Source organism: Neolewinella xylanilytica (assembly GCF_002934605.1).
In the GTDB taxonomy this organism is placed as follows: domain Bacteria; phylum Bacteroidota; class Bacteroidia; order Chitinophagales; family Saprospiraceae; genus Neolewinella; species Neolewinella xylanilytica.
This window is the reverse complement of record NZ_PTJC01000006.1, coordinates 1,915,365-1,941,337: the sequence shown is the minus strand read 5'-3', so window position 1 is coordinate 1,941,337 and position 25,973 is coordinate 1,915,365. Positions and strand designations below refer to the sequence as shown.

Below are 25,973 nucleotides of genomic sequence, written 5' to 3'. Positions count from 1 at the left end.
ACACAAGGGCATTAAAGCGGACCGAAATTATACCGTTTTCATAGGTCCCCGAGCTTAAACGGGAACTGCGTCACTACCTTACCGGTAGCATTGAAGATGGCGTTCGCGATCGCGGGGGCCATCGAAATGGTGCCGATCTCGCCGAGCCCCTTTACCCCCAGTTCGTTGACGATATCGTCCTTCTCCTCTACGAAGATTACGTCCAGCTCCCCGATGTCGGCGTGTACCGGCACGTGGTATTCGGCCAGGTTGGTATTCATGAACTTACCCATGTTGTGGTCCAGTAGTGTCTCCTCCCGGAGCGCCATGCTGATGCCCCAAACCATGCCGCCCAATATCTGACTGCGCGCCGTCTGGGTATTCATGATCCGCCCAGCGGCCACGGCCGTGACGGCGCGGGTCAGGTACACCACGCCCAGTTGGGCATCCACTTCCACCTCCACGAAGGAGGCCGCGTGGCTATTGCGGGTATACCTTTTGAGCTTTATCGGGTTCGGTATATTCGTTTTCGACACCTCGAGTGCCTTCCCCTTGTTGAAAGCAATGATTTCGGTGAAGGGGATACGTACGGACGGATCGGCGTGGAGAACGATCTCACCCCCAGTAAAGGTCACGTCCGGCAATAGTGCATCGCCCAGCGGAAACCCATCCAGGATCTGCGCCAGGTGAAAGATCTTGTCCTTGAGGGCGAAGCAAGCGGCCTTCACTGCCGAACCGACGACGCCGGTCGTAAACGATCCGCCCTGTACGGGAGAGGCATCGAGCTTACTATCGGCGTATTCGAAGGTGACGTCCTCAAACGGCAAACCCAGTTCGTCGGCGGCGATTTGCGACATGACGGTGTAGGCGCCCTGTCCGCAATCATTCAGGGCGCACTGGATCAGCAGTTTACCCTCGGTCGTCAGCCGGGCGGTTGCCTTGGCGGGCAGCATAATGGCATCCCAGATACCGGAGGCCATGCCGTGCCCCACCAGCCGGTTGCCCCGTCGGGGATGCTGTCCGGTCGGTTTGCGCTGATCCCAACCGAAGCGCTCCGCCGCCTGCGAGTAGCAGGCCCGAAGTTCCTTGCTGGAAAAGGGCTTGCCGGTACTCTGGTCCCGCTCGGCGTAGTTTTTTAGGCGAAACTCCAACGGATCCATCTGGAGCCGGTCCGCCAGTTGGTCCATTGCCGTCTCCACGGCCAGCACGCCGGTGAGTCCGCCCGGTGCACGCATGTCCAGCGGGGTGAACCGATCCAGCGGAACGAGTTGGTAATCCAGGTGGACGTTCTCGACGGGGTAGAGAACCCCGGCGTGATTGACGACTGTCTCGTGATAATCCTCGAAGCGGGAGGTCTCGGCGTAAGCCTCATGGCTGACGGCCGTTAGTTTCCCGTCCGCGGAAGCACCGAAGCGCACCCGCTGCAGGGTCTCCGGCCGGTGACCGAAGGTGTACATCTGCTCGCGGTCCAGTTGCACCCGGACGTTGCGTTTCAGGTACAGGGCCGCCATGACACTTAGCAAGACCTGGTACTGCGGACGCAAGCCCGATCCGAATCCGCCGCCCACGAAGGGGGCAATCACCCGCACGTCGCTCATCTTTAGCCCTAGTGCGCTGCTGACGTACATCTGGGAGTTGGTCGTTCCCTGCGTCTTGTCGTACACCGTTACCTTGCCCTTTCCCTCGTACACCGTGGTGGTGGCGTGCATTTCCAGGGGATTGTGGTGCTGCGACCGATGGTAAACTTCTCCTTCGTAAGTCGCCGCGGCCTCGCCGAACGCTCGGTCGAAGTCACCGTAATCGTCCGGCGGCATCGGCTTCAGGATGGAATCTATGCCCTCCTTGGGTTTTCTGGCCTTATCGAGGTTTTTGTGCAGATCGACGTCGAAGGGGTCTTCCTCGTAACTTACTTCGATGAGGGAGGCCGCGTACCGGGCCGCCTCGAAGGTGTCAGCCAGGACCAGCGCGATGGGCTGCTCGTTAAACTGTACGTTGGCGTCGTAGAAGACCCGAAAGGGCGAACCCGGGGGCGCGTCGATGTCCGAGTACTGCATATCGAAGTAGCCCATTTTCGGCCGGCGGAGGTGGTGCATGATCTCGACCACGCCTTCCACCTCGCGGGCGGCCCGCTCTTCGATGCCGGTGATGCGCCCCTTGGTGATCTTGGCATTGACGACGTAGCCGTGCAGCAGATTTTCCGGCGCGTATTCGGCGGCGTAGGTGGCCGTACCGGTCACTTTCTGTTCGCCGACGATGCGGCGACGCGGACGACCGATTTCCGGCTTGGGTTGGGGGAGGGTAGACTGGCTCATTACAGCGAAGGTTTTGCGCCGGGGCGTTGACAGGAAGGATCGTGCGCCATGGCGCCGGCCCGGATGATGGCCCGGTGGGCGAGGTCGATCTTGAAAGTGTTGTGTTTGAAGCCGCTGGCCCCCTCCAGGAGGGCATCGGCGGCCCGGGCAAACTGGTCTTCGGACGGGGCCTGACCGACCAGGAGCTCCTCGGCCGCCGGTACGCGCCAGGGTTTGTGGGCTACCCCGCCCAAGGCAATGCGGGCGGTGGTGATCTTACCCTCCCCGTCGAGTTCGTACCCCAGTGCCACGCTGACGACCGCAAAGGCGTAGGAGTGGCGGTCACGCAGTTTGAGGTAGGTATGGTGGTCGGCGAAGCCGCGGGCGGGCAGATCAATGGACAGGATCAGCTCGTCTTCCCCCAGAGTATTGTCAAGTTCGGGTTTCTCTCCGGGGAGCCGGTGAAAGTCAGCGAAGGGGATGTGCCGTTCCCCCTGCGGTCCTCGGACGCGCACGGTCGCTTCCAGGGCGGCCAACGCTACGCACATATCCGAGGGCATGGTGGCGATGCACGCCTCGCTGTGCCCCAGAATGGCGTGGAGCCGGTTGTGCCCTTCCCGGGCCGGACAGCCCGAGCCGGGTACACGCTTGTTGCAGGGACTGGCGGCATCGTAGAAGTAGTAGCAGCGCGTCCGTTGCAGCAGGTTGCCGCCGTTGGTGGCGGCGTTGCGGATTTGCGGGGTGGCCCCTGCCAGGATGGTCCGGCTCAGCAGGGGGTAGCGTTCCTGCACGGTGGGGTGGTAGGCCGTTTTGTTGTTGGTGACCAGCGCGCCGAGCCGCAGGCCGCCGTCGGGAAGTTCGGTGACCTCCTTGAGTTCATCGATCCCGTTCAGATCGACCAGCTTTTCGGGGTGGGCCAGGTCGTACTTCCAGAGGTCAATGAGGTTGGTGCCCCCGCCGAGGTAGCTGTTGCCGGCTCCGGTGGCTGCGGCTACCGCGGTATCGACGTCGGTGACGCGTTCGTAATGGAAGTTATTCATGTGCGCCGTCCTTTACCGCCATGATGGCGTCGATGATATTGGTGTTGGCCCCGCAGCGGCAGAGGTTGCCGCTCATCAGTTCCTTGACTTCCTCCCGGGTGGTGGCGTGGCCTTCCTCGATCAGCGCCACGCCGCTGCAGATTTGTCCGGGCGTACAGTAACCGCATTGATAGGCGTCGTGCTCCAGGAAAGCCTCCTGCAGCGGGTGCAGATTCCCGGGTTGCCCGAGTCCTTCAATGGTCGTGATCTCGCTGCCGTCCTTCATGACCGCCAGGTTCAGGCAGCTCAGTACCCGCTCCCCGTCGCAGATGACGGTACACGCGCCGCACTGGCCGTGGTCGCAACCCTTCTTCGTACCGTGCAGGTGTAGGTGGTGGCGAAGGGCATCGAGGAGCGAGACCCAGGGGCGAACGCTCAGCTGCTGGGTCTTGCCGTTGACCGTGAGCTGTATTTGGTGGGGAGAGGACATGGTGTGTTGTTCCGTGCTGGCCGATGGTGGCGTAGCGGTGCAACGGCTATCCACCACCGTTGTTTGCTTATTCGGTCAACTAGCTTGCGTACCAAATTACTTTCTGTTTTCCCGGGGCCTAGGGTGCATCGTGTTAGCTGGAAAACAAACACGCGCAGGAAACAAATCCGGCGGCGGTGCGCAGGAGCGGAGGTAAGCGGCGGGCAAGATTGGTTTATTTCCCTATCTTCCTGATCAAGGCTCCCAAAGCAACTTATTTCACTATGAAGCACCTTGGTAGTTTAATCATGGCGGTAATGCTGCTCTCGTGTCAAAGTGAAAAAGTCGCGGAAGTCGTTCCCGCGGCCATCCCTTCGGCCACGGTAAGCGGAGACCTGGTCGGCGCTGCGGGGGAGTTTATCACGCTATTTGCAGGTCCGTGGCTCCGGGGCAATCTCGATCCCAGCGGGTATCGTACCCAGGGAATGCGAATCGGGGAGGACGGCACGTTTGGGTTCACAATAGATCGGGTGACCAAGGGACAACATTACGCCCTGCGGACTGAAACCGGCTTTCTCGACCTGGTGCTGTTTCCGGGGGACGACTTGAAAATCAAACTGGATTCACTAGGGCAACAGAAAGTCATTGTGGCCACCGGCCGCGGCGCGGGTAAAATCAATTTTCAGCGGCTCGAGCAAATGGAGTACGATACTCGTCGCTTGTTTGAGTCCGCAGACGCAGACATCTTCGCCGAGCGTGCCGACAGCATGGTTGAAAGTCGCTTGCGCCTGCTGGATGCAGTCTACGCGGGTCACGCCGATAGCGAGCTGATTGCCCGGCAACCCAACGCGCGGGACATTAGGGAATTGATTGCCGATAGCCCTATTTCCCTACCCGAATACGCCTACCTAAAGCAGGTTTTAGGGGCTTGGCGATTAAACGTGACAACCGCCTGGATGGCGGAGGCATCCCGGAATCCGGAACTGGCCAACCAAAAGATCGACTTTGCGGGCCAGGCGTTCAACCCCTTCTTTACCGACCGGTATCCGGAACCGGAACACCTGCACGACTTTTCCCTGGCCAACGGACTGCAGGCGATGCTGTGGGTGCAGTATTTGCACCATCGCGCTACCAATAGCGGGAGATTGATCACTTACGGCAACTGGCAGGAGCGGCCGTGGGATGGCTATACGGAATGGGAAACCGGATATCTGAGAGATCACTTTTCGGACCACATTCATTCCGAGTACGTTGGAGGCTCAGCCCGGTGGTATCTCAGCATGGGGTCGGATAACCGTAGCTATTACGACCGGTTAAATGCTGAAGAGCGAACTGCTTTCGATGCAGAGGTGGCGGTGTTTACCCGTTTGCTATCGGATGGAACCCGCCGGGAAAACGGTTTTGAGGCAGATTCACGCACTCTGGATAAAACCGAATTTCAGGGCTTGCTGGGCCGCTACACCGGAGAGCCGCTGCTCATCAATTTCTGGTCGGCGACGTACGCCGGCTCTTCCATTGTCGATGACATTCCGTTGATGCAGGACTTTGAACAGCGCAATGCGGGGGAAATCAGCGTGATTAACGTCTGTATCGATAGTCTCAAGCATAAGGAACTCTGGGCCGCCCGGGTAATGCACGGGGGCTGGGATAATGCTGAACACTACTTCGTGCCGATTGAAGGAAATGACGGAATGCTGGATGCCTTCTCCTCCCGCAACCTGGCTAACTTCTGCGGTGGCGGCGCTACGCAAGCCATCGTCGACGCCGACGGCAACATTTTTCGTGAGGTAGACTCCCCATTCTACAAGTTGGCGGGGTCGCTCGAACGCCAACAGGCTCCCTAAGCTGCTTTCCAAGTTAGTATCCGGATGGCGAATAGGCTAGTCTAAGCTAGCGCGATGATGCGGACTTTTGGTATTGCAATTCTCCAGTAGACGGTTACTCATCCATCTTTTTCTTTTAGTTTAATATTTACATATCTCTCCTGACTATTAAACTAAACATTGAGACCTCCAACCAGAAGTTGCCAGGGACACTCAACAAATCGAGGCCTTCAAAAGCACCAATCAATAGCAAGCCTACTCGGATCGATTCCCTTCGATCGGGCATTGGGTTCGACTGCGCTGCAGTCGGCGTTGTCCTCCGGCAGTGTGGGTTGGACCGCGCTGCGGTCCTGTACGGCTTGTAAACCCGGAGAGTTAGGTGCTTGATGGGGAAGCTTTTGGGTGACGTGGCACGAAAGGCAAAATCTGCCGGCCTTTCTTTCCGGGTCAATCCCCGACAGGAAGATCTGTGCAAGCAATTTTCCTTTAAGATGTGCACTTCGGAATACGATGGCTGGCGGTAGATACCGACGGACGGTCCAGCCGGACTAGCTTACTGAAGGGGCTACAAGATCAGTCCAACCGATTATGAGCAAGCCACGGACGAACGAGCAGCCGTCAAAACCTTACTGGAAAGCGATGGCTATCCGGCTATTTTGGAGGCAAGGGGGTAGCTGGATAAATTTGGCGGCTTACGGGGCAGGACAAACGGGTAGTTCTTTTCTCCTGCGCCCCGTCGCCCTACGGTTTCGCTACTCCTTTTAGGAAAGCTTCCAGCCACTGTACGGCATCCGTAAGGGGATCCTGACTTACGACATCGGGGATCAGTTTTTCGCCGTACGCTTGCTTATTGCGGTCGCCGTATACCGATACCGTCAACTGGAGCATGGCCCCGTCGGACAGAAAGATGGTCGAATTCGTCGTTGAATAGCCTGCCGTCGGGGTTCCGAAGGTGCGGGTACGCGGACGGCCCCGGAAGGATACGGCCAGGACCTCCCCCGAACTCGCGGTACGTCCATCGGTCAGCACGGCTACGGGTGGGTCCGGGTTTCGTAATCGGTAGGCGTCACCGCTCACTTCGGTAATTCGCTGTCTACCGCTTCCCGACGCGCCGTTCCGATAGCCCCAGGACGTGGCCCGGCTGCCATCGCGGTTCATGAAGTAGCCGGCGGTACCCCGGCCCAGGACTGGTCCTATACCCGCCAGCATCGGCCAGCAGTTGCCTCCCGTATTCCCCTGCAAATCAACTATCCAGGCTTTGGTTTCGGGACCGTCCAGACGGGCGATCAAGCGCTGCAGCGAATCGGCAAAGTGTTGCAGGGTAGGGGGATGGCCGCTGTTCACCATCGGTAAGTTTACGTAGCTGACGGTGGGACTGATCACGCGACCGGTGGCCTGGGGAATCTGCGGTGGAGGTTCGGATGATCCGGTACCGCCCCCCGATTTCCATTTCTCCGAATAGTCCGGATCGGCAATGAAGGAATGCGGATTGACCTCCCGCAGTACCTCTCGCAGGCCGGGGTAGGTTTCCGCCGTGGTGGTGGCTCCCGCGGTCAGCCTATCGGCCCGCGCGCGCAGCGCTGCCCAGTCGTATTGCTCGCGGTCCAGCACGCTTGTGCTGACGATGTGGAAGAATTCGTCCAGGTAGGCGGACACGGTATCCCGCGCTACGTCCTGGCCGTTTCCAAGGACGGAAAGGAGGATACACAGTACACTTAAACAGCTTCTCATTCCGGCATTTTGCGGAAGATACGGCTAGTCGGTAGGTTTTGTCCTCGAAGCTCCGGACCGGTGGTAGGGTTAACTGGCCGCGGAAGACATGGCTTCGTGGCGGTAGAACTCGCGGAAGGAAATCATGCGTTGCTTTTCCTCGTCCCAGAGTTTATTGAACATCAGGGGCAGGCTCTTCAGGAAAGTGAGCTGGGTGACGTGGACCTGCAGGACGGGGTTTTCCCGGGCGCAGCGGCGCAGATTGTAGTTGGGGATACGGCTGCTGAGGTGGTGCAGGTGGTGGTAACCGATGTTGCCGGTCAGGAAATGCATGAAGCGGGGAAGCTTGTAAAACGTAGCCCCTTTGATGGCGGCGGTGAGGTAATCCCAGTTCTTCGACCACTGCATATAGGTGTGGTCGTGCTGGTGCTGGACGTAAAAGAACCAGAAGGCGATGATGCTGAAGAAAAAGACGATGCTGCCCTGCACGATCAGGAAAGCCCGCCAGCCCACCAGATAGCCGATGCCCGCGTACGTAAGTAGGATCAGGAGGTTATTGATGTTCTGCTTCCGGATCACCGGGGACCAGCCCGGGAAGTTGATCTTGGATATCCGGAGAATCACGCTAAAGTAGATGACCGGGACGACCAGGAACAAGACGAGGGGACTGCGGAATACCCGGTATTTTAGCTTACCCCATCTTCCGAAATTCCGAAACTCCTCGGCCGTCACGAAATTGATGTCTCCGATGTCCCGGTGCTCCAGCTGCCCGGTATGGCCGTGGTGAAAGCTGTGCACCCGTGCCCAGTAAGTGTAGGGTATGGAACTGAAGAAGGAGCAGACGAAACCTACCGCGTCGTTCACCTTGCGTTTGGCGAGGAAGGAATAGTGTCCGCAATCGTGCTGAATGATGAAGATCCGCACCAGGAAGAAGGCATTGACCAAGCCGAGGGCGAGGGTCAGCCACACCGAGTATTGCACCGTAAAGTACATGAGGACCCAAAGCGCCAGGAAGGGACCGAAGCTGGTAAATAGCTGACCGATCGCCCGCCAGGTATTGGCTTGCTGGTATTCGGCGATGATGGATTTCCAGTGTTTGAGCGACTGTTGGAGGTCATCAACGCCGAGTTGATTGGATTTGGCCATAAAGTAGACGGGTAAATAGGGGGCGGAAAATGGCCAAAGCCGGTACCAAGATTGGCGGAAGGAAATGGATCTCCTTCGGGAGTTGCCCTACTAAGTATAACGGTACGGCAACCCTAATTGTTAGATTCCCGAAGAGATGGTTGCTGGAAAGGGCGATTTCCTTCGTAAAAGACCGACCGTATCCCCGAGTTGCTGGTAAGCGCTGGACCTTGAAACTCGGTAGTCACGCTCCCGGTACGGATAGAAGAGTGATCTGGTACAAGTCTCCGCGTTCATGCGGCTGCAATTTTGTGGTATCAAATCATTCATACCATGAAAGCTATTGCATACCAATCCTTCGGTAACGTCGACGTCCTCCGCACCGTAGAAGTGCCTACACCTACCCTCCGGGCGGGGGAAGTACTCGTCAGGGTAAAGGCCGTTTCTATAAACCCTATGGACTGGAAGATCCGTAAAGGAGAAATGAAGCTGATGTCCGGGTCCAAGTTCCCCCGCCACCTCGGGGTAGATTTTGCGGGCATAGTGGAGCGCACGAGTGGTGCCGTGACCGGGCTGAAGGAAGGAGACGCGGTCTTCGGCGTCGTTAAGAACGCCATGAAGGACGGTGCGCTGTCCGAATACGTGGCCGTCCCCGCCAATTTACTGTGGAAGAAACCCACCCACCTCAGTTTTGCGCAGGCGGCCTCACTGCCGATCGTGGGTACCGCTGCCGTGACGGCCCTGCATAAAATGGGTAACCTGACCGCCCAATCGTCGGTCCTGGTCAACGGTGCCACCGGCGGCTTCGGCATGCTGTTGCTGCAACTGCTCCAACGGACGGACGCCCAAGTGACGGCGGTCGCCGGTCCGGATACGCTACCGTACGCCACCCGGTGGGGTGCCGATACCGTGATCGATTACGCCAAGGAGGACGTGCTGCAGGGCACAGCCCGCTATGACGTTGTGGTGGACCTGTCCGGCAAGCTGCCGTACGCCCGGGCCAAACGGATCATGAAGAGCCGGGCCCGCTTCCTGAATGCCACCCCGCAGCCTATTGAAATTCCTACTTCCCTGCTGCTGAATCCTTTCCGGGGCAAAAAGCACGTGGTCGTGCTGGGCAGTACGTCGCGGGAAAACATGCGGGTGCTGCTGGACGCGGTGGACGCCGGCCTTGACGTAACCGTCAGCAGGGTATTTCCCTTTTCCCATGCCGTAGCAGCCTACCGGTACGCCGAGCGGGGCGGGGTAGCCGGTAAGGTGGCCATCGAGTTGCCGTAACCGCGCCGACCGGGATAGCGTAAGCGGTGATCGTACAGTGATCTGGTACAAGTATGCACGCTCCCAGCCCCCCAATTTTGCCCCATCAACAAACCCTTTACAACTTCAATATTATGAAAAACAATATCGTAATCCTAGGCGCCACGGGAACGGTAGGCCGTAAGGTCGCCGAACTCCTCCTGCACGAAGGTCACAAGCTCAGCCTCGTAGCCCGGCATACGGAGTCACTGGAAGCTCTACGCGGACCCAACGCACGAATAGTTGCCGGCGACGTAACGGATACCGTCCTGCTGACGGAGCTCTTTTCGAACGCCGACAGTGCCTTTCTGATCCTGCCCGACAACGTGAAGGCCGAAGACTTCCGGGCCTACCAGCGCCAGGTTACCGGCGCGCTGATCGAGGCGATCCAGCGATCCGACATCAAGTACATCGTGAATATGAGCAGCGTGGGCTCCCACCAGCATGAGGGCAATGGCATCATGGCCGGTACGGGCGAACAGGAGGTGCGGCTGAATCAGCTGGAGGGGGTGAACGTCCTGCATGTCCGCTCCGCCTACTTTATGGAAAATTTTCTGCGGACGATCGGTCTGGTCAAGAACCGGGGCATCAACGGGACGGTGGCGACAGGCGACCGCGCCATTCCAATGGTCGCGACCCGTGACGTGGCGCGGGTGATCGCCGGGCACCTGGCAGCGCCGGACTGGACGGGCAAGCAAGTGGAGGCCGTAATGGGGCCCCGCGACTACACCTACCGGGAGTTCACTACGCTAATTGGCTCGGCCATCGGTCAGCCAGACCTGCCCTATGTCCAAATTCCGGTACCCCAGGCGAAGGAAATATTTCTGGGCAATGGATTTTCGGAAGACTTCGTCGACAATCTCATCGAAATGGGCACGGCCGTCGAAACCGGCTTCATGAACTACCAGCCCCGCACTACCGCAACCATTACGCCGACTACCGCCGAGGAATTCATTTCCGAGGTGTATACGCCCCTGTACCGGAGGTAGCGGGGGCAATGCCGCCGCCTTTTCCATCACAACCTAAAAATTTTTCTACCATGAAATTACTCGAGCCAACCCAACTGTCCGGAATCCACCTGAAGAACCGAATGGTCATGTCATCCATGACCCGCAGTCGGGCCGACCGCAACGGCGTAGTGGGTGACCTGACCGTCCGCTACTACACCCAGCGCGCGGGTGCCGGCCTGATCCTGACGGAGGCCATTAACATCAGTGCCCAAGCTACCGGTAGCCCGCTGACCCCGGGGATCTATACCGAGGAACAAATCGAGGGCTGGAAAAAGGTGACGCGTGCCGTGCACGATCGCGGGGGTGTCATGTACGCGCAGCTCTGGCATACCGGCCGGGCCGGGCACTCCGTCGACCGGGGCGGAGCCCAGCCGGTGGCCCCCTCAGCGGTCGCCATTTCGGGCATGCAGCACTTTACCTCCCAGGGTATGAAAGCGTACGAAACGCCCCGGGAGTTGAGCGTGGAAGAAATCCGTCAGATCGTCAAGGATTACGGGCAGGCGGCGAAGAACGCCATCGCCGCCGGTTTCGACGGGGTGGAACTACACGCCGCGAACGGGTACCTACCCAATCAGTTCCTGGCCGAAACCGCCAACCGGCGCACCGACCTCTACGGCGGAAGCATCCCCAATAAGGCCCGTTTCGTGCTGGAGGTCATGGAGGAGCTCATCGCGGCGGCAGGCGGCGACCGCGTTGGTATCAAGATCGGCACCCTGCACCCCTACGGAGATATCGGCTACGACGACCCGGTGGCGACCTACACCTACCTCATCGAGCAGCTAAATACCCTCGACTTCAGTTTCGTGGAGCTAATGCGCCAAAACCCTTACTTCCCGCCACCGGCACGCTACCCGAAAATTGACGAGGTGGAACTATTCGGCAGCATGATTCGTCAGCTACTAATCGCCAATGGCGGCTACGATCGGGAGAGCGGGGAAGCGGAACTACAGAAAGGCCGGGCCGCGCTTATTTCTTTCGGAACCCTGTTTCTCGCTAATCCGGACCTTCCGGAGCGCTTTGCCCGTAACTCTTCGCTGAACGAAGCGGACCGCGCCACCATGTTTGGCGGAGGCGAGCAAGGATATATAGACTACCCCATGCTTGCCGAAGGCTAAGTCCCCTAGGCTGCTAATAGATTTGAATCAAGTCGCTGCTGTACTTGACGGCCTTGGGTGGCATGCCGAACATCTCGTACATGTACTTATTCATCTGCGGCAGATCGTAGAAACCGGCGTCGTGCGCGATAGTGGTCAGGCTGGCCTCCCGGTCCGAAAGGGCACGGTAGATGGCCTGCCGCAGCCGGGTCCAGAGTAAATATTTGGAAAGGCTGCTGCCCATTTGTTGTTTGAACAGCGCCCCCAGGCGGGAAGGGGAGAGGAAGACCCGGTCGGCCAACATCCGGGGAGTGATGCCCGTCTCCTGGTAATTATCGTGAATGTATTCGGCAATCTCCGCAATGCGGCTATCCGATGCTTCCGGCGTGCCCATTGCCACCAAGGCGTCCACGACCGCCTGGACACCGGGCGCGGTGGTATTCAGGTTGAAGAAATTCCATAGCTCCGCAGGTTGGGGAAAAACCAGGTACTGCGCTTCCGCGGGAAAGCGATTGGACAGATTCCTGCCAATCGCGGAGTACGGTTCGATGTTGAAAATACTTAGACTGCCTTTCTCAGCCTGGCAATGGTGCGGAATTTGGGGTCTGATCAGAAAGCCGTGGATACGCTCGTGCCGGGCCCCGTCAAGCGTCGACTGAAAGGGGGTATCGTCGGAAAAGACGAGCTGATACGCGGCGTGGTGATGAATCTCTACCGAGAGATTGTACGCCTTAAGCGCCAGCATGAAGGGATTACTTACCCGCTTTCGCATAGCTTCGTAACGGTACCTGTTTCTCCCTCCGGGGAGGAACAGGTTCCTGGTTCTTTCTTTAATTAGCGGGCCAGCGGTTTCACCTTGATATCTCTGAAAAACACCTTGCTTTCGGGGTCATGTCCCTGCAGGGCCACCGTGCCGCTGGAGAGCCGCTTGGTGGTAGCGGGGTCGATGTCATCGGGCTCTGCGTACTCCACAATGGTTTCGTCATTGACCTTAACCGTCACGGTGTTGCCCTTTACGATGACGTGCTGGGTGTACCATTCGTTGTCGGGCACGTAGACCTCGCGGACGTCGTCGACGGCGTAAACGCTGCCGGTGCGCCGCCAGTCGGTGTGGGAGTTATTCACCTGGATCTCGTAGCCCTGCGACGGCCAACCTTCCTCCTGGTAGGCGGTATGGATGAAGATGCCGGAATTGGAGCCGGGGGTCGTCATGACCTCGGCCTTGAACTCGAAGTCGTCGAAGTCGTGGTCCATGACCGGCCCTTCGTAGAAAAGGTGGGCGCGGGGACCGTGGACGACGATGGCCCCGTCGTCTACCGTAAAGGTGCCGGGATTTTCGCTGGCTTGCCAGCCGTCGAGGGATTCGCCGTCGAAGAGGGAGATCCAACCGTCGTCCGTGGCGTCGGTGGTTTTGGTCGTGTTGCAGCTTGCCAAGCACAGGGTAAACAGGCAGAAGACGATAAGCTTTTTCATGCGTGCCGAATTTGTGTGGTCGCGTAGAGCAGAATTTTACGGGCTGAAAGTAGGACAAAATCTTCGACTATAACGATTTAGTCCAAGTATTTTGATGGCTTTGGACCGCCCGCCGAAAACGATCAGGACCAATAGGATGGGGTACACACGCTATACTATCGTTTACATCCGGCGATGCGGAATGCCTACTTCCATAAACGCTTCGCCGGGCACTTCGAAGCCTAACTTTTTGTAAGAGGGGATGGTGTAGTAGGGGGCATGACCGTAAATTATCCCAGTACCCATGCTACGGGCAGATCCGATCAGTTGCTGATCTTCAAGCGCCACGAAATGCCGGGCTTCGGCGTCGTAGGTCTACCAGGCACGTACCGGTTGCCCCCCAAACACCCCCCGATTCACTTCCGGGGTGAAAATATGGTACGGAAAGGTATGCCCGGGCCGGCTGACCGCATCGAGTTTACTCCAGGCCTCCCGGGGAAGATCCACCTCTAGTGCTTCGATGTTTTCCGTTAGCTGCTCGACCGATCGGGCGCCCGTAAGGGTAGCGTCGACGCCCGCTCGGTTGGCTACCCAGGCCAGCGCGATCTGCGCCATGGAGTAGTCGGATTCATCCGCCAGTTGGCGCAGGGCAGCGAGCGTGGCCCAGTGCTGATCGGTCACCTCCGGGAACATCGGGTTGAATTTGTCCAGTCGTCCGCTACCGGAAGCCAGCCCTCCGTCGCTGGTCCGGCGATATTTCCCGGTCAGGAATCCATAAGCCAGGGGGCTCCAGGGTACGACGCCCTGGCCGGCATCCCGGGCCGCGGGCAGGTGTTCGCGCTCGATGCTACGTTCGGCGAGGGAGTAGTACAACTGCTGAGCAACCGGGCCAACGAGTTGTCCGTCCCGAGCCAGGGCACCCGCTTTGGCGGCGTACCAGGCGGGCATGTCGGAAAAGCCGAAGTAGCGGATCTTGCCCTGCCGGACGAGATCCGTCAGGGTTTGCAGCACTTCCTCAACCGGCGTGACCATGTCCCAGACGTGCATCCAGTACAGGTCGATGTAATCCGTGCCGAGTCGACGCAGCGAGCCCTCCAGTGCCCGGTGGATGTTCTTGCGACCGTTTCCACCGGCGTGGGGATTTCCCGCTTCTGCGTTGAAGCCGAATTTGGTGGACAACACGATGCGATCCCGGCTGGCGGACTGCCGCACAAAGGAGCCGACGAGTTCCTCGCTGCGACCGCCGGAGTAGATATCCGCCGTGTCGACGAAGTTTCCTCCCCGATCCAAGTAAGTATGAAAGATTCGTTCCGAAACGTCATCCGGCGAACCCCAGGAAGGGTTCCCGAAGGTCATGGTACCTAGGGCGAGCGGGCTAACGATTAATCCCGATTTGCCGAGGGTTCTGTAATCTGATAAGGTCATGCGGGTGCATTTTGCGCGCGATCATTCCCGATCGCCTAGTCTTGAATTTGGTTGGTCTACCGATTGGATACGCCGCTCGGCTGCGTAGTAAGACTGCACCACGTCTTTAGGTGACGTGGTGCAGTAACCTCTACGCCTCGGTGGTAACCACGATCTTTCCGAAGCGGCCGGATTGCTTCATTGCTTCGAGGGCGGCATTCGTTTCCGACAGGGGGAAGGTCCGTTCGATCACCGGTTTTTCTCCCGATGCTTCCAGTTGCTCCTTGAGTGCGGCGTACATACTGGCGCTGCCCACCATGATGCCGCGTACCGACTTACCGAACAGATCGTAGCCGAGGGCCGAACCCTCCTGATCGCGCAGGCCGATGACGGCCACTTCACCTCCGTAGGCGCAGGCGGCCAGCGCCGGATTGACTGCGGAGAAGCCGATCGTATTGATAACCTTGGTAACACCACCCGTTGCCTCGGCGACGGCCTTTCCCCAATCATCTTCGGTGGCGGAATTGATGATGGTCTCGATGCCCCGGGACTGCAGCCGATCGTTGTGATCGTCTCGCCGCACCAGCTGGATGACTTCCGCTCCCGCGCCCCGGGCGATCATCATGGCGGAAATGGCTACGCCGCCCGTACCGATGACCAATACGTTGTCCCCCTCGCCGATGGGTTGGCTGGCCATCAGGGCATTCCATGCCGTGACCCCGGCGCAGGGGAGACACGCCGCCTCGGGGTGGGTATACCCGCTCGGGGCCGCGGCAATTCGATCGGCGGGCAGGACGATGTACTCCGCCAGGACGCCCTGCTCGCTAAGGCTGCCCAGTCCACCTCCGGCCGTAGTGGGAGGGGCTCCGTCGAGCCAGCCATTGAAGTGCAGGTTTACGACGTGGTCGCCGACCTGCCATTCCGCTACTCCTTCGCCGAGGGCGTCGACGGTTCCGGACACATCCGATCCGAGGACGAGATCTACATCCGGTAATCGCATAAAGCCGTGCTCGAGGACCATCAGGTCGCGGGCATTCAGCGATACCGCTTTCACGCGGATGCGAACTTCGCCGGGGCCGGGGACTGGTACCGGTGTCCTTTCGAAGGTCAGATCCGCAATGGAATCCACGCCGGACTTGGCGACCCACCGGTTCATCGTTTCGGGCGTTGGTTGAGGTGATGTTTGATTACGCATATTCTTGCTTTCTTTTATTTACCTAACGATCACTAGGAAACCAAAGTTTAGGCTTGCGCCTTATTATTCCAGATATTTACGAGCGATCATTATGAAAAAGACTTCTCCTGCCAACAAGCGATCTCCCGGCCGCCCGCGCGGCTTCGACCGGCAGGCCGCCCTCGAGACGGCCATGAAGACCTTTTGGGCCCACGGCTACGAGACCACCTCCATATCCGATCTCAGTCGGGCCATGGGGATAAACGCGCCGGCGATCTACTCCGCCTTCGGCGACAAGAAGCAGCTCTTCCTGGAGGCCATGCGCCTTTACCGGGGCGATCCGCAACGCCAGGCCGAGGCCATCGCGGGCGCGGCGAGCGCACGGGAAGCCGCCGCGATGGTGCTAGCGAACGCGATTCGCACCTTCACCGGAAAGGACACACCGAAGGGCTGTCTGGTGGGTACCGGACTGGCCACGGGCTCACCGGCCGCCGCCGACGTACGGGCGGAGGGTACCGCCATGCGCGATACGCTGGAGGCATTGCTGGCCGGGCGAATTGAGCGAGATGTATCCGAAGGAGTACTTCCCCCTGACACTGACGCCGGGACACTGGCGGCTCTAGTTAGTTGTACGGTGCAGGGCTTTTCGACTTTGGCGCGGGATGGCGCTTCGGCAGCGAAACTGCACGCTGTCACCGACCTCGTCCTTCAGGGCTGGCCGAAAGAGAAAAGTAGTTCAGTATAGGGCCAGCCACTAATGGACCGCAGTCCGGGGCTCCTGCAGAAAGTCCCTTAGGATGTCCCGCATTCCCACCGGCGGCCGGCCGATCAGGTTTTCCAATGTGGGATCCACGACGGCGAAGTCGCCGCGGCGGGCAGCCAAAAACGTACCAAGCAGCATCTGAGCATAGATTTTTGGCACTCCCCTGGCTTCGGTTGCGGCCAGCCACTCCTCGTCCGACACCGTGACGAGCTTGATTTCCCGACCGCTCTCCTCGGATGCGAGGCAGGCCAGGTCGGACATGGTGTACATTTCGGTGCCGGTAAGTGGAGCACTGATGCCGTCGATCCGCCCCGAATCGGCCAGGATTGCGGCATCGGCAGCGGCAAGGTCAGCACGGGCTGTCCAGCTGATGGGGCCGTCTTCCGGTACCCGCATCTCCCCGTCACGTAGTCCGGACCCTATTATATGCAGGGCGCTCTCGGCGTAGAAGCCGTGCCGCAGTGCCGTAAAGGAAGTAGGTCCATCGGCCAGAAATTCCTCGGTTACCGCGTGATCGTGGGCAGCGGCAAAGGGGGAGTCCAAGCGCGCCCCCTGGTGACTGGTGTAGAGGATGCGTCCGGCCCCGGCTGCCCGGGCCGCCTGAATGGCAGCTTTGTGCATGTCCGTGGCGTCTTTACCGACCTTGTCCACCGACACGATAAAAACCTGGGAAGCTCCGCTAAATGCGGTTTCCAGATCACGGCGCTGGGTAAAGTCTCCAGTTCTCACCTGGATGCCGTCCCCCAATTGGCTGGTGGCTTTGGCGCTGTCCCGAACGGACGCGACAATCTCGCTGGCGGGCAATTGGCCGCGTAGGGCGGAAATTACTTGTTGTCCAAGTTGCCCCGTAGCTCCGGTTATAATAATCATGGTTAATTGTTTTGTGATTCCCAAATAGCATTTCCCGGGTGGGGTAATGCGCTTTTTTGGTCCAAAGGTCGGGGGCTGCCGGGGCCCAAAATTGTATGGTAGCGACATCCTGAAATGACGGAAGCGACCGTCCACAGATGTTAATCGTGTCGTTCCGAAATCAGCCGGTGGAGAGGGTAGTGGCTGGGAAATAGCTTTGGCGACCGCTCCGCCAGGGCGCTGAAATCCCGGGAGAAGTGCGCCTGGTCGAAGTAACCGGCTTCGTATCCCAACTGGGTCAGCGAAGGGGTGGGGGAGAGAAGTAGACTGGTCTTGGCATGGGCAAACCGGCAAATTCTCACGTAGGTGCGCAGGTTGACGCCAATCAGCGCCTTAAATCTCCGGGCGAACTGTCGGTTACTTAGGTGAACCCGTTCGCGCAGTGGGCCGAACGGTTCCGAAGGTTCCCGTCGGATCGCATCGGCAAGCTGCATTATACTGTCATCCGTACTATCGATACTTTTAGGGTCAAGGGTCGAGACTAAAAAGTCTTCCACCAGTTTCACCTTGCTGTTCAATGCGGTCGCGGCGAGCATGTCCTCGTAAATGGAGGGCAGCGGCACATTCCACACCGATGCCGTTTCCATATCGCGCTGCCGTAACCGATCCACGGGCCCGACCAGGAAGGGCCGCAGGCCATAGGGCGCGAAGCGGACGGTAAATACTTCCAATTCATCGCCCTTCCATCGTAGCCGCGATGCGGCATCGTGCATTTGGCGCACGCAGCCGAAGGGGTAGGCTTGACCGTCCAGTTCAAACGCCTGACTGGCGAAGAGCAGAAAGGAGCCCGGCCAAGGCAGAATTTCTTTCTCGCGAATGACCGTACTACTGAGGCGAAGTAATCCGTAGCCCTTTACGTAGGGCTTAAGTGATGTGTCGATGACAGAAGCTTCCTGTAACTGTAGCATAAGCGGTGCTGCTGATGGTAGGGTAACGCTTTGCCGCAAGCGACGTTCTGCCCCGGCCGTGCCTTGACCAGTCAATCTACTACTGCCCAATCCCCAATTTCTTTATACTGAATCCTACTCTTTTCATGCGCTGGTGTGTTTTCCGAATACCCGCACGCACCCCGGCCATTGTCAAGACGGTGTATCCCTTGTTATCCGCCGGAGAGCAAAATGTGAGCGGAACTTTACCGGCGCCGTATGGGTAGCGCGACATCACCCCAGGGTCAGTCGCTGCTCGTGCTCGACGACCTGAATTACAACCAGGAACGCGGTACGCCCGTGCGTTTTCTCCGCAAGTGGGAAACGGTATAGTGATCAACCGCCCAGTTTGAAATCCGGATGGGTGACAAGTTGCGGGCCCAGCGGCCCCGCCTGGAGTAGTTCATTCAAGACTACTTGAAAAATGGCGGACGGAAACCCCTAGACAAAAGACTAGCTAATAGAAGCGCGAGGAGGATCGGATCACAATTGGAAAGGATTTGCTTTCCTACAAGCTGGAGCTTAATCTTCTATGCAACTCTAAAAGCCCTCACCAAAGTCTTCCGTGAGCGGAAGGTTGCTGGATTCAGGACACTAAAGGAAAAGATCTACTCCTTTACGAAGACCATACAGTGTTGCCAGGGAAGGTTGTCCAGGTTCTCCCGCAACTCTAAGCCGACGGATTTCATTTCCCGCACGGCCTGTTCTTCCGATAGCTTGTGCAGGCGTTTAATGGGCACCGAGGAATCTTCCATTCGGTATTCCAGCAGAACAAAACGCCCACCCGGCTTCAGGGCGCTGACAATGTTCTGCATGATTTCCCGGGGGTGGGAAAGCTCGTGGTACACGTCGACCATCGTGACCAAGTCGACGGAGTTGGCTTCCAGCATCGGACTGGTTTCACTGCCCCGGATCAATTCAACATTTTCGATGTCCTCCCGCTCGATCTGCCGGGCCATGATATCCAGCATTTCGGGTTGGATGTCTACGGCGAATACTTTCCCACGGGGAGCCTTGCGGGCCATTCTAAAGGTATAGTAGCCGGAGCCGGCCCCGATGTCCGCAATCTCTTCGTCGGGCTGTATGCCCATGTTTTCAATGGCCTGGCTGACGTTCTCTTCCTGTTCGCGCTCGGGCCGCTCCAACCAATCGGCGGCGAGGTGGCCCATCACGTGGCTGATCTCCCGACCTAGGTAGTACTTACCGGTGCCGTCCCGGGAAGGGGATTTGAAAGTGTAGGCGGAGCTCTGCTCTGTCGGTGTTTGCTCTTGTTGGGCGTTACAGTTAGTTAATACAGCGAGGCAATACAGTAGGGGGAGGAGGCGGAAGGGCACGTGCGTAGGTTTCCTAGGAAAAGCGAGAAGAGTGGGAATGGTTCTTCATTCCCTTTGTAACGGGGGGTAGTGTCGCTTGCTGTAGATATTAAGCACCTCAAACTTCAAACCAGGGCTTACCGATACACTCCTCGGCCGAGGAAGGTAGAAGGGAATGGCCAGCCGTTCCATCGTGTATTTCCTGGCCGCCATTTCTGAGATCGCGATCCGGCGGGTATGGGGCATCGCCTTGTGTGTTCAGTCACTGAAGTACCGTTCAAGGGGGTGGGAGAATGAAGCGGAGGAGTTAAGGTGAGGCAGCAGAGCGAATGGATGAACGAGCTATTGCGGCACTGGAAGGCGCGGTCTATCAATCAACTCGTTACCTTCGGGCCCGACTTCCGCACCGAAGCTCGCCCGGTAGAGAAATCCGGCGGCGTGTGAACTGATTTACCAACGTACCGAATCTACGTTTTCTTCAACCCTTCCTTCTATATGGCTACCGGACTTCTCGCATTATTAGACGACGTGGCCGCCCTGGTGAAAGTCAGTGCGGCCAGCCTGGACGATGTACCCGCTCAGGTGGCAAAAACGACGGGTAAAGTATCCGGCATCGTCATCGACGACACCGCTGTGACGCCCAAATACGTGGTGGGGCTTGATCCGTCACGGGAGCTTTCGATCATCTTTCAGATCGCAAAAAAGTCGTTGATCAACAAGATTATTCTGTTGAGTCCGGCTGCCCTGCTGCTCGGCTTTTTCGCCCCCTGGGCGATTACGCCCATTCTAATGCTGGGCGGTGCTTACCTGTGCTTTGAGGGCTACGAAAAAGTGCATTCAATGTTCAGCAAGCATGCTGCGGATGCGGCTCAGTCTACGGAGGAGGTGAAAGTGGTTACCCCCGAAGAACTGGAAAAGGCACGCGTCAAAGGCGCGGTCCGCACCGACCTCATTCTTTCGGCGGAGATCGTCGCGATTACGTATTCCACGGTAGCCGACACCCCTTTGGTAAACCAGATTGTGGTCATGTTGGCCGTGGCGGTATTCATTACGGTTGCCGTCTATGGCTTTGTAGGTTTGATAGTGAAAGCCGACGATATAGGAGTGCACCTGGCGAAGGAAAGCCGTCGGGAAAATATCAAAAAACTCGGCCGGGGAATTGTGAAATTTATGCCGAGCTTTCTTTCTATCCTTGGCTACGTTGGCACGGCAGCCATGTTGTGGGTAGGGGCGGAAATCATTGCCCACGGTATTCCGTTCACCAGTCATGCACTGGATGATTTAGAACATTCACTGGCTCACCTCCCTGCGCTTGCCTGGCTTGTCAAAGTGGTGCTCTGTGGGGTGGGTGGCTTGATATTGGGGGCTATCATTGAACGGGTTGTGCGTTTGCTGCATTAAATGGCTTAAGCCCTGTTCCGGCACCTTGGACCAGGAGCTGCCCGCAGGCGCCCGACCATTTCCACGCGTGAAGGCTGCATTAAAAGAACCGTCTCCCGCTACCGGGTTGGGCCCTACTGCCCGTTGAATGACACCAGAAGAATACTGGCCTGATAGGAATTTGCGACAGCCCGCGCCCTCAAAGCTACCTGCATACCGGTACAAACCAAAGGCGTCATGGCCCCGCGCGTAGCTGCACACCGGCTAGGCGGGTGCGCGCTAGGGGTCCAGCCGCGAATTTCTGGCAAGCCACAGGCAGAAACAGCGAACAAATTCTCTGCTTTCGGTTTCGCTACCTCATTTTAATCTATTTTAGCTCTCCGGTTTAAGCATTTCACCTTCGTAAACAACTAGTGTAATGATTCAGCTCATCCGCCTGCTCCTGGTAGGAGCGGTAGGGTTCACGCTCCCTTTGTGCGCGCAAACCCCCAGCGATGCGATCTTGATGAACGCGAAGCAAGCCTGTTTTTTATTGGACTATAATTATGCCAGTTTCGACCATTATTGGGAAGGAGCGGTGAAACGCGATAACCAGACGATTGCCATGGTCAAGCGGAACAGCGTAATGCCAATGGTAGCCGTCGGCATTTTTGACAACCTCAATCTGTACGCGGGCGTCCCCTACATTACCACGGAATCCACCATGCCGAACGGAGGAAGGTTTGCCGGGGCCAATGGATTCCAGGACCTGACGGTCGCGGTAAAGTATCGGTGGCTGAATAAGCAATTCGAAAAGGGGCAGCTCGCCGGACTCGCCACCTTGGGCTTCTCGACCCCGATTGCTAATTACTTGCCAGATTACATGCCCTACAGTATTGGTCTGGGGGCCACGGAGCTCGCCTACCGGGCCGTCGTACAGTATAAATACAACAGCGGGTGGTACCTGCGCGGCGCGGGGACTTACCTGTGGCGGGGGTACGCGGAAGCCGAAAGAGCGTACTACTACAACGACGGTAGTTACTACACTTCCCTTATGGACGTGCCCAGCGCCATTACCGCCGAGGCGGTGGTCGGGAAGTGGCTTTTCTCCAATTCCTTGCAAGTCGAGGCGAGCTATTTCGGTGCGAAATCACTGAGCGGGGATGACATCCGTGCCTATTCCGCCCCCCAGCCCACCAATCGGGTCAACCTTGACCGGATCGGCCTATTCGCCCACTACTTTTCCCCAAAATTTACCGGCTTGGGGATCCTGGCCTACTACAACCGGGTGGTCAACGGCCGTAACGTCGCCGAGATGAATACCACCGGCGTCGGGCTGACTTACTTTTTCAACTACCGGAAATAATTCGATCATGCTACACGCTAGAACGGTATTGGTCTTTATCCTATTCTTGCTGCTCTTTCTCCTTTCGTGCGAAAAGGAGTTACCGAGGTACTATGACTTTCAGGGGTATGAATTTGCTTCCGTGGATCCCGAGGGCGGTACCTGGAAGCCGATCCTCATAGAAAACGGCGCTGCCATCAGTATCCCCGCGCCGGAATCCACCACTTCCGTTCCCTATCTGCAGGAAGTCGAGCAGCTAAAGGACGAAATGGCACGCATGTCCGAATCCGACGTTAAAGCCGTTACCTACTGGACGCAAAACCCCATCATCCGATGGAACGAGATCGCCCTCGAGCTTATCGCCAAGTATAACCTCATTCCGGGCCCCAACGCCGATGGCAGCTATACCTTGCCGAACCCCGCGAATCCGAATGGTCCGCCCGTATTTCCATTTTCCCACCCCCCGTATGCGGTGCGCGCCCTTGCCTACCTGTCGGTTGCCCAGTACGACGGACTGATTTCGGCCTGGCACCATAAGTTTGCCAATTACCGGCCCGCCCCCTACATCCAGGATAAAAGCATTCAGCCCCTCTACGCCGATAACGTTATTCCTTCCTATCCTTCGGACGGTGCGGTAGTGGCGACGGTGTCCCGGCGTATCCTGACCCAGATGTTTCCGCTGGAGGCCGATTATCTGGAAGAAAGGGAAGCGGAACACCTCCGATGCCTGTTGCTATCGGGAGCAAACGTGCAGAGCGACGTCGATGCGGGACGGGTCATTGGCGACGTCATCTCCTCCATTGCCCTGGCCCGCGCCGCAACCGACGGGATGAAGGACGCTCAGGCGCCCAAGCCCGTCTCTGACTCCCTGGCCGCGGCGGCCTTGGATCGCTTCGGTTGGCAGTGGATTAACCAGGAGGTTCCCCAACGTCCGGTAGGACTGACGCCGCTGTTTGGCCGGGTGAAAATGTGGAGCGTGGATAAGGTGGAAGACACGCGCCCCGCCCCCCCTCCAGCCATAGGTTCCCCGGCTTACGAGGCGGACGTCGCCGTCCTGCGGGATTATGCGCAAAACATGACCCAGGAAAGGCGAAGGATAGCCAATTTCTGGCAGGACGGTCTGGGAACGTACACGCCGCCCGGACACTGGAATGAGTTCGCCAAGGAGTTCATCGTGAAGTACCGCTTAAATCCCCTTCGCTCGGCCCGTACTTTTGCTTACCTCAACATGGCAATGATGGACGGAGGGATAAGTTGTTGGGATACCAAGTACTACTACCACTATCCCCGCCCCATTCAAACCGACCGGACGCTGGCGACCATTGCCGGCACCCCGAACTTTCCTTCCTATACCTCCGGACATAGTGTCTTTTCCGCGGCGGGGGCGGAGGTTCTGGCCTACGTTTTCCCGGAAGAAGCCGGCGTAGTGCGCGGCTGGGCGGAAGAGGCGGCGATCTCCCGGGTGTACGGCGGCATTCACTGGACGTTTGACGCCACGGTGGGTACGGAGCAGGGAATCGACGTTGCCCGGTACACGATTGATACCGCTAGGAAGGATGGCGCGGATTAGCCTCGCGTTTAGCGGAGCAAACGACCGGACGCCGGGGCACTTTTAAGGATTACCTCCCTCAAGCTACCCGGGCCAAGGCCAGCGTGACCGACCCCGACTCCTACTGGCTGCGCCCCCATGGGGGGGTGGTTATACTGGCACGACGACATCCACGAGGGCGCCGAGTTCCAGTGGCCAAAATTCCCGGGGCCCATGCTAGCGGTTCCGGCCGGCTACCATATCTTCGACGTTCCCTTCCGGGAGGCCGGCACCAAGCTGGACAGGATTTACGTGAACCAGACGGGGCCATCATCCGCTGGCTTGGGGGATTCGGCCATGAATTGCACCTGCGCTCCGGCGCCACTTGAAAGCATTTGGCTGGAAGCGGAATGCGCTACCGTAGGAGATTACTGGGTACCCATGGACGGAGTGGAGGCTGCTTCCGGAGTGGCGCTCACCGTACGCCCCGCCCGCAACCGGGACAGGAAGCACCAACTACGGACGATCTCAACCAGGAAATTGAATTCAGCGTTGATGTTGCGCAGACCGGTACCTATCGGGTATACCTGCCCATCCAGACCAACAGGGTGGCCGCCAACTCCTTCTGGGACCAAATGCACGACCAGGCCTGGATCAATATGTCGAATTCACCTGCGCATCGTGGAAGGTACGGGCCGAGCGGTCTACCAAACGGACGTCGACAAGGCAGGGCCGGACCTAAATGTTCCCCTCCAGCTTTGGAAACTACCCCCGGGGGTTGTATCGGATTCAGTTGATTGCCGGCGAGGAGCCGATGAGGCACACGCTGATCAAGCAGTAGGCATCCCCGAACGCCTGCCGTCGGTGTACCAGCGGGAAGGTCCAGTCGAAACCGCCGTATGCGCGCAGCCGCCGCCGCCAGGGTTTGCCGAAACCAGCTCCTTCGAACTCCTCATCTCCCGAACGAGCAGCGCCCATGACCCGAGGTAGACGGAAGGCAGGAACGGTGGCGGCTGCATTTGGAGGCATACCCCGTCCCTTTCACCATCTCCCTTCGTGCGGGGTAATGCAGCTTGCCTCATGGAAGGGGAGCCGGGAGAACTTGTCGTCATATTTCGCGCCATGCAAAAGGTAAATCATTCCAGATTACCCAGCGCGCTGAGGCGACGCCCGCTGGAAGTGGCCGGTGGGCTACCAGCACGAGGTAACAGGGAGGGAGGTTACCCCTGCGGCAAACGTAGCCGCCGGCCTACCGAATACACCCACCGCTTGGGGTAAGGGCTGTTTGGGGAGTGCCGTGATTCCGAACGTGAGTTAGGTAGCGCACTGAAAAGATCACCGCGCGAATTACCACCGTCGAAAAAGCCGGTTAGGCCGGCCACGATGTCCTTACCGCTCATCGGAATTAACTAAACTGTGTAGCCACATTAGTCGTTATAACGCTGGAATCGGTCGCGGCATGGATGGGTGACCGTTCGTCCCGGCCCCCCATCCATGCCTCCCGTTCCCTAACCCTTAAATTGGTAACCTATGGACTGGATGAAAAAGGGTAAACGCACGGCAGCATTCACGCAATCGTTGGGAATGGTCGCCTTTCCGGGTACCGGAAAGCGCGACGGGGAAGCGGAGCGACCCGGCTTGGAGGCCGCCGCCGGATCTCCCAATTTGCGTACGTTGGCCCTCTGCCTCCTCTTCTTCGTGCTCGCAGCGGCTATCCTCTTTGGTTGGTTGCTGTGGCAGATGTAGTCAGGCGGTGCCCTCCGCAATCTCCTAAGGGCCGGGCTGAACTGAAGCCCCGCCGTATTCCGCGGACAGCCCGACCGACCCGTACTTCCTCTTGACCGCGAAAGGAGCAGCTACCGAGCGAGACGCAGTGCTCGACCGTTTTGGACAGGCGGCATCCTTTCCGGAGCAAAGGCGTTATTTTAGCTGAAGTAAGCTAATTACCGTGAGTACGAGAGGCCTTGTCAATTAGTTGATGGAC

General features: G+C 58.3%; 22 protein-coding genes. 9 read left to right on the top strand and 13 right to left on the bottom strand.

The features are described 5' to 3' along the window. Positions 1 to 38: 38 nt before the first annotated feature. Genes CLV84_RS17265 through CLV84_RS17255 form a run of 3 tightly spaced genes read right to left on the bottom strand, consistent with a single transcriptional unit; the run spans position 39 to position 3,779 of the window. On the bottom strand, positions 39 to 2,291 hold the full coding sequence (locus tag CLV84_RS17265) for a xanthine dehydrogenase family protein molybdopterin-binding subunit (RefSeq protein ID WP_104420999.1): 2,253 nt from the start codon (positions 2,289 to 2,291) through the stop codon (positions 39 to 41). Then, the gene (locus tag CLV84_RS17260) at positions 2,291 to 3,310 is read right to left on the bottom strand and encodes an FAD binding domain-containing protein (RefSeq protein WP_104420998.1); all 1,020 of its coding nucleotides are present in this window, start codon (positions 3,308 to 3,310) and stop codon (positions 2,291 to 2,293) included. Before CLV84_RS17260 ends, CLV84_RS17265 begins: the two co-directional genes overlap by 1 nt. Continuing rightward, entirely contained in the window at positions 3,303 to 3,779 is a 477-nt protein-coding gene (locus tag CLV84_RS17255; protein WP_104420997.1) for a (2Fe-2S)-binding protein, read from the bottom strand. The genes CLV84_RS17260 and CLV84_RS17255 overlap by 8 nt, the downstream gene beginning before the upstream one ends. A gap of 296 nt (positions 3,780 to 4,075) precedes the next feature. On the opposite strand from CLV84_RS17255, the gene CLV84_RS17250 reads away from it, so the two are divergent. Further along, positions 4,076 to 5,602: a hypothetical protein gene (locus tag CLV84_RS17250; protein WP_146088846.1), complete on the top strand. Its 1,527-nt coding sequence runs from the start codon at positions 4,076 to 4,078 to the stop codon at positions 5,600 to 5,602. 720 nt (positions 5,603 to 6,322) lie between these two features. Here CLV84_RS17250 and CLV84_RS17245 read toward each other — a convergent pair. Together CLV84_RS17245 and CLV84_RS17240 are read right to left on the bottom strand one after the other, a co-directional pair. Further along, on the bottom strand, positions 6,323 to 7,312 hold the full coding sequence (locus CLV84_RS17245; protein ID WP_104420995.1) for a S41 family peptidase: 990 nt from the start codon (positions 7,310 to 7,312) through the stop codon (positions 6,323 to 6,325). 69 nt (positions 7,313 to 7,381) lie between these two features. Beyond that, positions 7,382 to 8,437 (bottom strand): fatty acid desaturase family protein, encoded by a 1,056-nt coding sequence (locus tag CLV84_RS17240; RefSeq protein ID WP_104420994.1) that lies wholly within the window; start codon positions 8,435 to 8,437, stop codon positions 7,382 to 7,384. 312 nt (positions 8,438 to 8,749) lie between these two features. Between CLV84_RS17240 and CLV84_RS17235 the strand changes: the two genes are divergently transcribed. The 3 genes from CLV84_RS17235 to CLV84_RS17225 all read left to right on the top strand — a co-directional run bounded on the left by CLV84_RS17235 (position 8,750) and on the right by CLV84_RS17225 (position 11,837). After that, positions 8,750 to 9,694, top strand: a complete 945-nt coding sequence (locus tag CLV84_RS17235) for an NADP-dependent oxidoreductase (protein WP_104420993.1) — start codon at positions 8,750 to 8,752, stop codon at positions 9,692 to 9,694. 113 nt (positions 9,695 to 9,807) lie between these two features. Continuing rightward, positions 9,808 to 10,701 carry an NmrA family NAD(P)-binding protein gene (locus tag CLV84_RS17230; RefSeq protein WP_170067755.1) on the top strand — a complete coding sequence of 298 codons (894 nt, stop codon included), beginning with the start codon at positions 9,808 to 9,810 and terminating at the stop codon, positions 10,699 to 10,701. A gap of 50 nt (positions 10,702 to 10,751) precedes the next feature. Further along, positions 10,752 to 11,837 (top strand): alkene reductase, encoded by a 1,086-nt coding sequence (locus tag CLV84_RS17225; protein WP_104420991.1) that lies wholly within the window; start codon positions 10,752 to 10,754, stop codon positions 11,835 to 11,837. Positions 11,838 to 11,850: 13 nt separating this feature from the next. On the opposite strand, the gene CLV84_RS17220 is transcribed toward CLV84_RS17225, so the two are convergent. The 4 genes from CLV84_RS17220 to CLV84_RS17205 all read right to left on the bottom strand — a co-directional run bounded on the left by CLV84_RS17220 (position 11,851) and on the right by CLV84_RS17205 (position 15,867). Further along, a complete protein-coding gene (locus tag CLV84_RS17220; protein WP_104420990.1) occupies positions 11,851 to 12,588 on the bottom strand; it encodes an AraC family transcriptional regulator in 738 nt (245 codons plus the stop codon). Between the two features lie 62 nt (positions 12,589 to 12,650). After that, positions 12,651 to 13,289, bottom strand: coding sequence for a 3-keto-disaccharide hydrolase (locus CLV84_RS17215; RefSeq protein WP_104420989.1), 639 nt, complete (start codon positions 13,287 to 13,289; stop codon positions 12,651 to 12,653). A 354-nt stretch (positions 13,290 to 13,643) separates the two neighbouring features. After that, positions 13,644 to 14,693 carry an aldo/keto reductase gene (locus CLV84_RS17210; protein ID WP_104420988.1) on the bottom strand — a complete coding sequence of 350 codons (1,050 nt, stop codon included), beginning with the start codon at positions 14,691 to 14,693 and terminating at the stop codon, positions 13,644 to 13,646. Positions 14,694 to 14,823: 130 nt separating this feature from the next. After that, positions 14,824 to 15,867 (bottom strand): zinc-dependent alcohol dehydrogenase family protein, encoded by a 1,044-nt coding sequence (locus CLV84_RS17205; RefSeq protein WP_104420987.1) that lies wholly within the window; start codon positions 15,865 to 15,867, stop codon positions 14,824 to 14,826. A 91-nt stretch (positions 15,868 to 15,958) separates the two neighbouring features. Between CLV84_RS17205 and CLV84_RS17200 the strand changes: the two genes are divergently transcribed. After that, the gene (locus CLV84_RS17200; protein WP_104420986.1) at positions 15,959 to 16,591 is read left to right on the top strand and encodes a TetR/AcrR family transcriptional regulator; all 633 of its coding nucleotides are present in this window, start codon (positions 15,959 to 15,961) and stop codon (positions 16,589 to 16,591) included. Between the two features lie 9 nt (positions 16,592 to 16,600). On the opposite strand, the gene CLV84_RS17195 is transcribed toward CLV84_RS17200, so the two are convergent. The 3 genes from CLV84_RS17195 to CLV84_RS17185 form a co-directional block, all read right to left on the bottom strand. Then, positions 16,601 to 17,479: an NmrA family NAD(P)-binding protein gene (locus CLV84_RS17195; protein WP_104420985.1), complete on the bottom strand. Its 879-nt coding sequence runs from the start codon at positions 17,477 to 17,479 to the stop codon at positions 16,601 to 16,603. 140 nt (positions 17,480 to 17,619) lie between these two features. After that, positions 17,620 to 18,426, bottom strand: a complete 807-nt coding sequence (locus CLV84_RS17190) for a helix-turn-helix domain-containing protein (protein WP_104420984.1) — start codon at positions 18,424 to 18,426, stop codon at positions 17,620 to 17,622. Between the two features lie 626 nt (positions 18,427 to 19,052). Continuing rightward, the gene (locus CLV84_RS17185) at positions 19,053 to 19,778 is read right to left on the bottom strand and encodes a class I SAM-dependent methyltransferase (protein ID WP_104420983.1); all 726 of its coding nucleotides are present in this window, start codon (positions 19,776 to 19,778) and stop codon (positions 19,053 to 19,055) included. 474 nt (positions 19,779 to 20,252) lie between these two features. Here CLV84_RS17185 and CLV84_RS17180 point away from each other — a divergent pair, with 474 nt between their 5' ends. From CLV84_RS17180 to CLV84_RS17170, 3 genes are all read left to right on the top strand, one after another. Next, a complete protein-coding gene (locus CLV84_RS17180; protein ID WP_104420982.1) occupies positions 20,253 to 21,158 on the top strand; it encodes a DUF808 domain-containing protein in 906 nt (301 codons plus the stop codon). 397 nt (positions 21,159 to 21,555) lie between these two features. After that, positions 21,556 to 22,482, top strand: coding sequence for a transporter family protein (locus tag CLV84_RS17175; RefSeq protein ID WP_104420981.1), 927 nt, complete (start codon positions 21,556 to 21,558; stop codon positions 22,480 to 22,482). A gap of 7 nt (positions 22,483 to 22,489) precedes the next feature. After that, positions 22,490 to 24,031: a phosphatase PAP2 family protein gene (locus CLV84_RS17170; RefSeq protein WP_104420980.1), complete on the top strand. Its 1,542-nt coding sequence runs from the start codon at positions 22,490 to 22,492 to the stop codon at positions 24,029 to 24,031. 747 nt (positions 24,032 to 24,778) lie between these two features. Here the strand turns inward: CLV84_RS17170 and CLV84_RS17165 are convergent. Continuing rightward, a complete protein-coding gene (locus tag CLV84_RS17165; RefSeq protein ID WP_104420979.1) occupies positions 24,779 to 24,967 on the bottom strand; it encodes a hypothetical protein in 189 nt (62 codons plus the stop codon). Positions 24,968 to 25,519: 552 nt separating this feature from the next. Here CLV84_RS17165 and CLV84_RS17160 point away from each other — a divergent pair. Next, complete coding sequence (locus CLV84_RS17160) at positions 25,520 to 25,735, top strand: hypothetical protein (RefSeq protein WP_104420978.1); 216 nt, start codon at positions 25,520 to 25,522, stop codon at positions 25,733 to 25,735. The last annotated feature ends 238 nt before the right edge of the window (positions 25,736 to 25,973 follow it).

Excerpts from the sequence above, each read along its gene's own strand:
- CLV84_RS17195 (WP_104420985.1), bottom strand. The coding sequence starts at position 17,479 with ATGATTATTATAACCGGAGCTACGGGGCAACTTGGACAACAAGTAATT.
- CLV84_RS17225 (WP_104420991.1), top strand. The coding sequence starts at position 10,752 with ATGAAATTACTCGAGCCAACCCAACTGTCCGGAATCCACCTGAAGAAC.
- CLV84_RS17205 (WP_104420987.1), bottom strand. The coding sequence starts at position 15,867 with ATGCGTAATCAAACATCACCTCAACCAACGCCCGAAACGATGAACCGG.
- CLV84_RS17220 (WP_104420990.1), bottom strand. The coding sequence starts at position 12,588 with ATGCGAAAGCGGGTAAGTAATCCCTTCATGCTGGCGCTTAAGGCGTAC.
- CLV84_RS17170 (WP_104420980.1), top strand. The coding sequence starts at position 22,490 with ATGCTACACGCTAGAACGGTATTGGTCTTTATCCTATTCTTGCTGCTC.
- CLV84_RS17235 (WP_104420993.1), top strand. The coding sequence starts at position 8,750 with ATGAAAGCTATTGCATACCAATCCTTCGGTAACGTCGACGTCCTCCGC.
- CLV84_RS17165 (WP_104420979.1), bottom strand. The coding sequence starts at position 24,967 with ATGGGCGCTGCTCGTTCGGGAGATGAGGAGTTCGAAGGAGCTGGTTTC.
- CLV84_RS17240 (WP_104420994.1), bottom strand. The coding sequence starts at position 8,437 with ATGGCCAAATCCAATCAACTCGGCGTTGATGACCTCCAACAGTCGCTC.
- CLV84_RS17265 (WP_104420999.1), bottom strand. The coding sequence starts at position 2,291 with ATGAGCCAGTCTACCCTCCCCCAACCCAAGCCGGAAATCGGTCGTCCG.
- CLV84_RS17250 (WP_146088846.1), top strand. The coding sequence starts at position 4,076 with ATGCTGCTCTCGTGTCAAAGTGAAAAAGTCGCGGAAGTCGTTCCCGCG.
- CLV84_RS17190 (WP_104420984.1), bottom strand. The coding sequence starts at position 18,426 with ATGCTACAGTTACAGGAAGCTTCTGTCATCGACACATCACTTAAGCCC.
- CLV84_RS17200 (WP_104420986.1), top strand. The coding sequence starts at position 15,959 with ATGAAAAAGACTTCTCCTGCCAACAAGCGATCTCCCGGCCGCCCGCGC.
- CLV84_RS17210 (WP_104420988.1), bottom strand. The coding sequence starts at position 14,693 with ATGACCTTATCAGATTACAGAACCCTCGGCAAATCGGGATTAATCGTT.
- CLV84_RS17260 (WP_104420998.1), bottom strand. The coding sequence starts at position 3,310 with ATGAATAACTTCCATTACGAACGCGTCACCGACGTCGATACCGCGGTA.
- CLV84_RS17255 (WP_104420997.1), bottom strand. The coding sequence starts at position 3,779 with ATGTCCTCTCCCCACCAAATACAGCTCACGGTCAACGGCAAGACCCAG.
- CLV84_RS17180 (WP_104420982.1), top strand. The coding sequence starts at position 20,253 with ATGGCTACCGGACTTCTCGCATTATTAGACGACGTGGCCGCCCTGGTG.
- CLV84_RS17230 (WP_170067755.1), top strand. The coding sequence starts at position 9,808 with ATGAAAAACAATATCGTAATCCTAGGCGCCACGGGAACGGTAGGCCGT.
- CLV84_RS17160 (WP_104420978.1), top strand. The coding sequence starts at position 25,520 with ATGGACTGGATGAAAAAGGGTAAACGCACGGCAGCATTCACGCAATCG.
- CLV84_RS17215 (WP_104420989.1), bottom strand. The coding sequence starts at position 13,289 with ATGAAAAAGCTTATCGTCTTCTGCCTGTTTACCCTGTGCTTGGCAAGC.
- CLV84_RS17245 (WP_104420995.1), bottom strand. The coding sequence starts at position 7,312 with ATGAGAAGCTGTTTAAGTGTACTGTGTATCCTCCTTTCCGTCCTTGGA.
- CLV84_RS17175 (WP_104420981.1), top strand. The coding sequence starts at position 21,556 with ATGATTCAGCTCATCCGCCTGCTCCTGGTAGGAGCGGTAGGGTTCACG.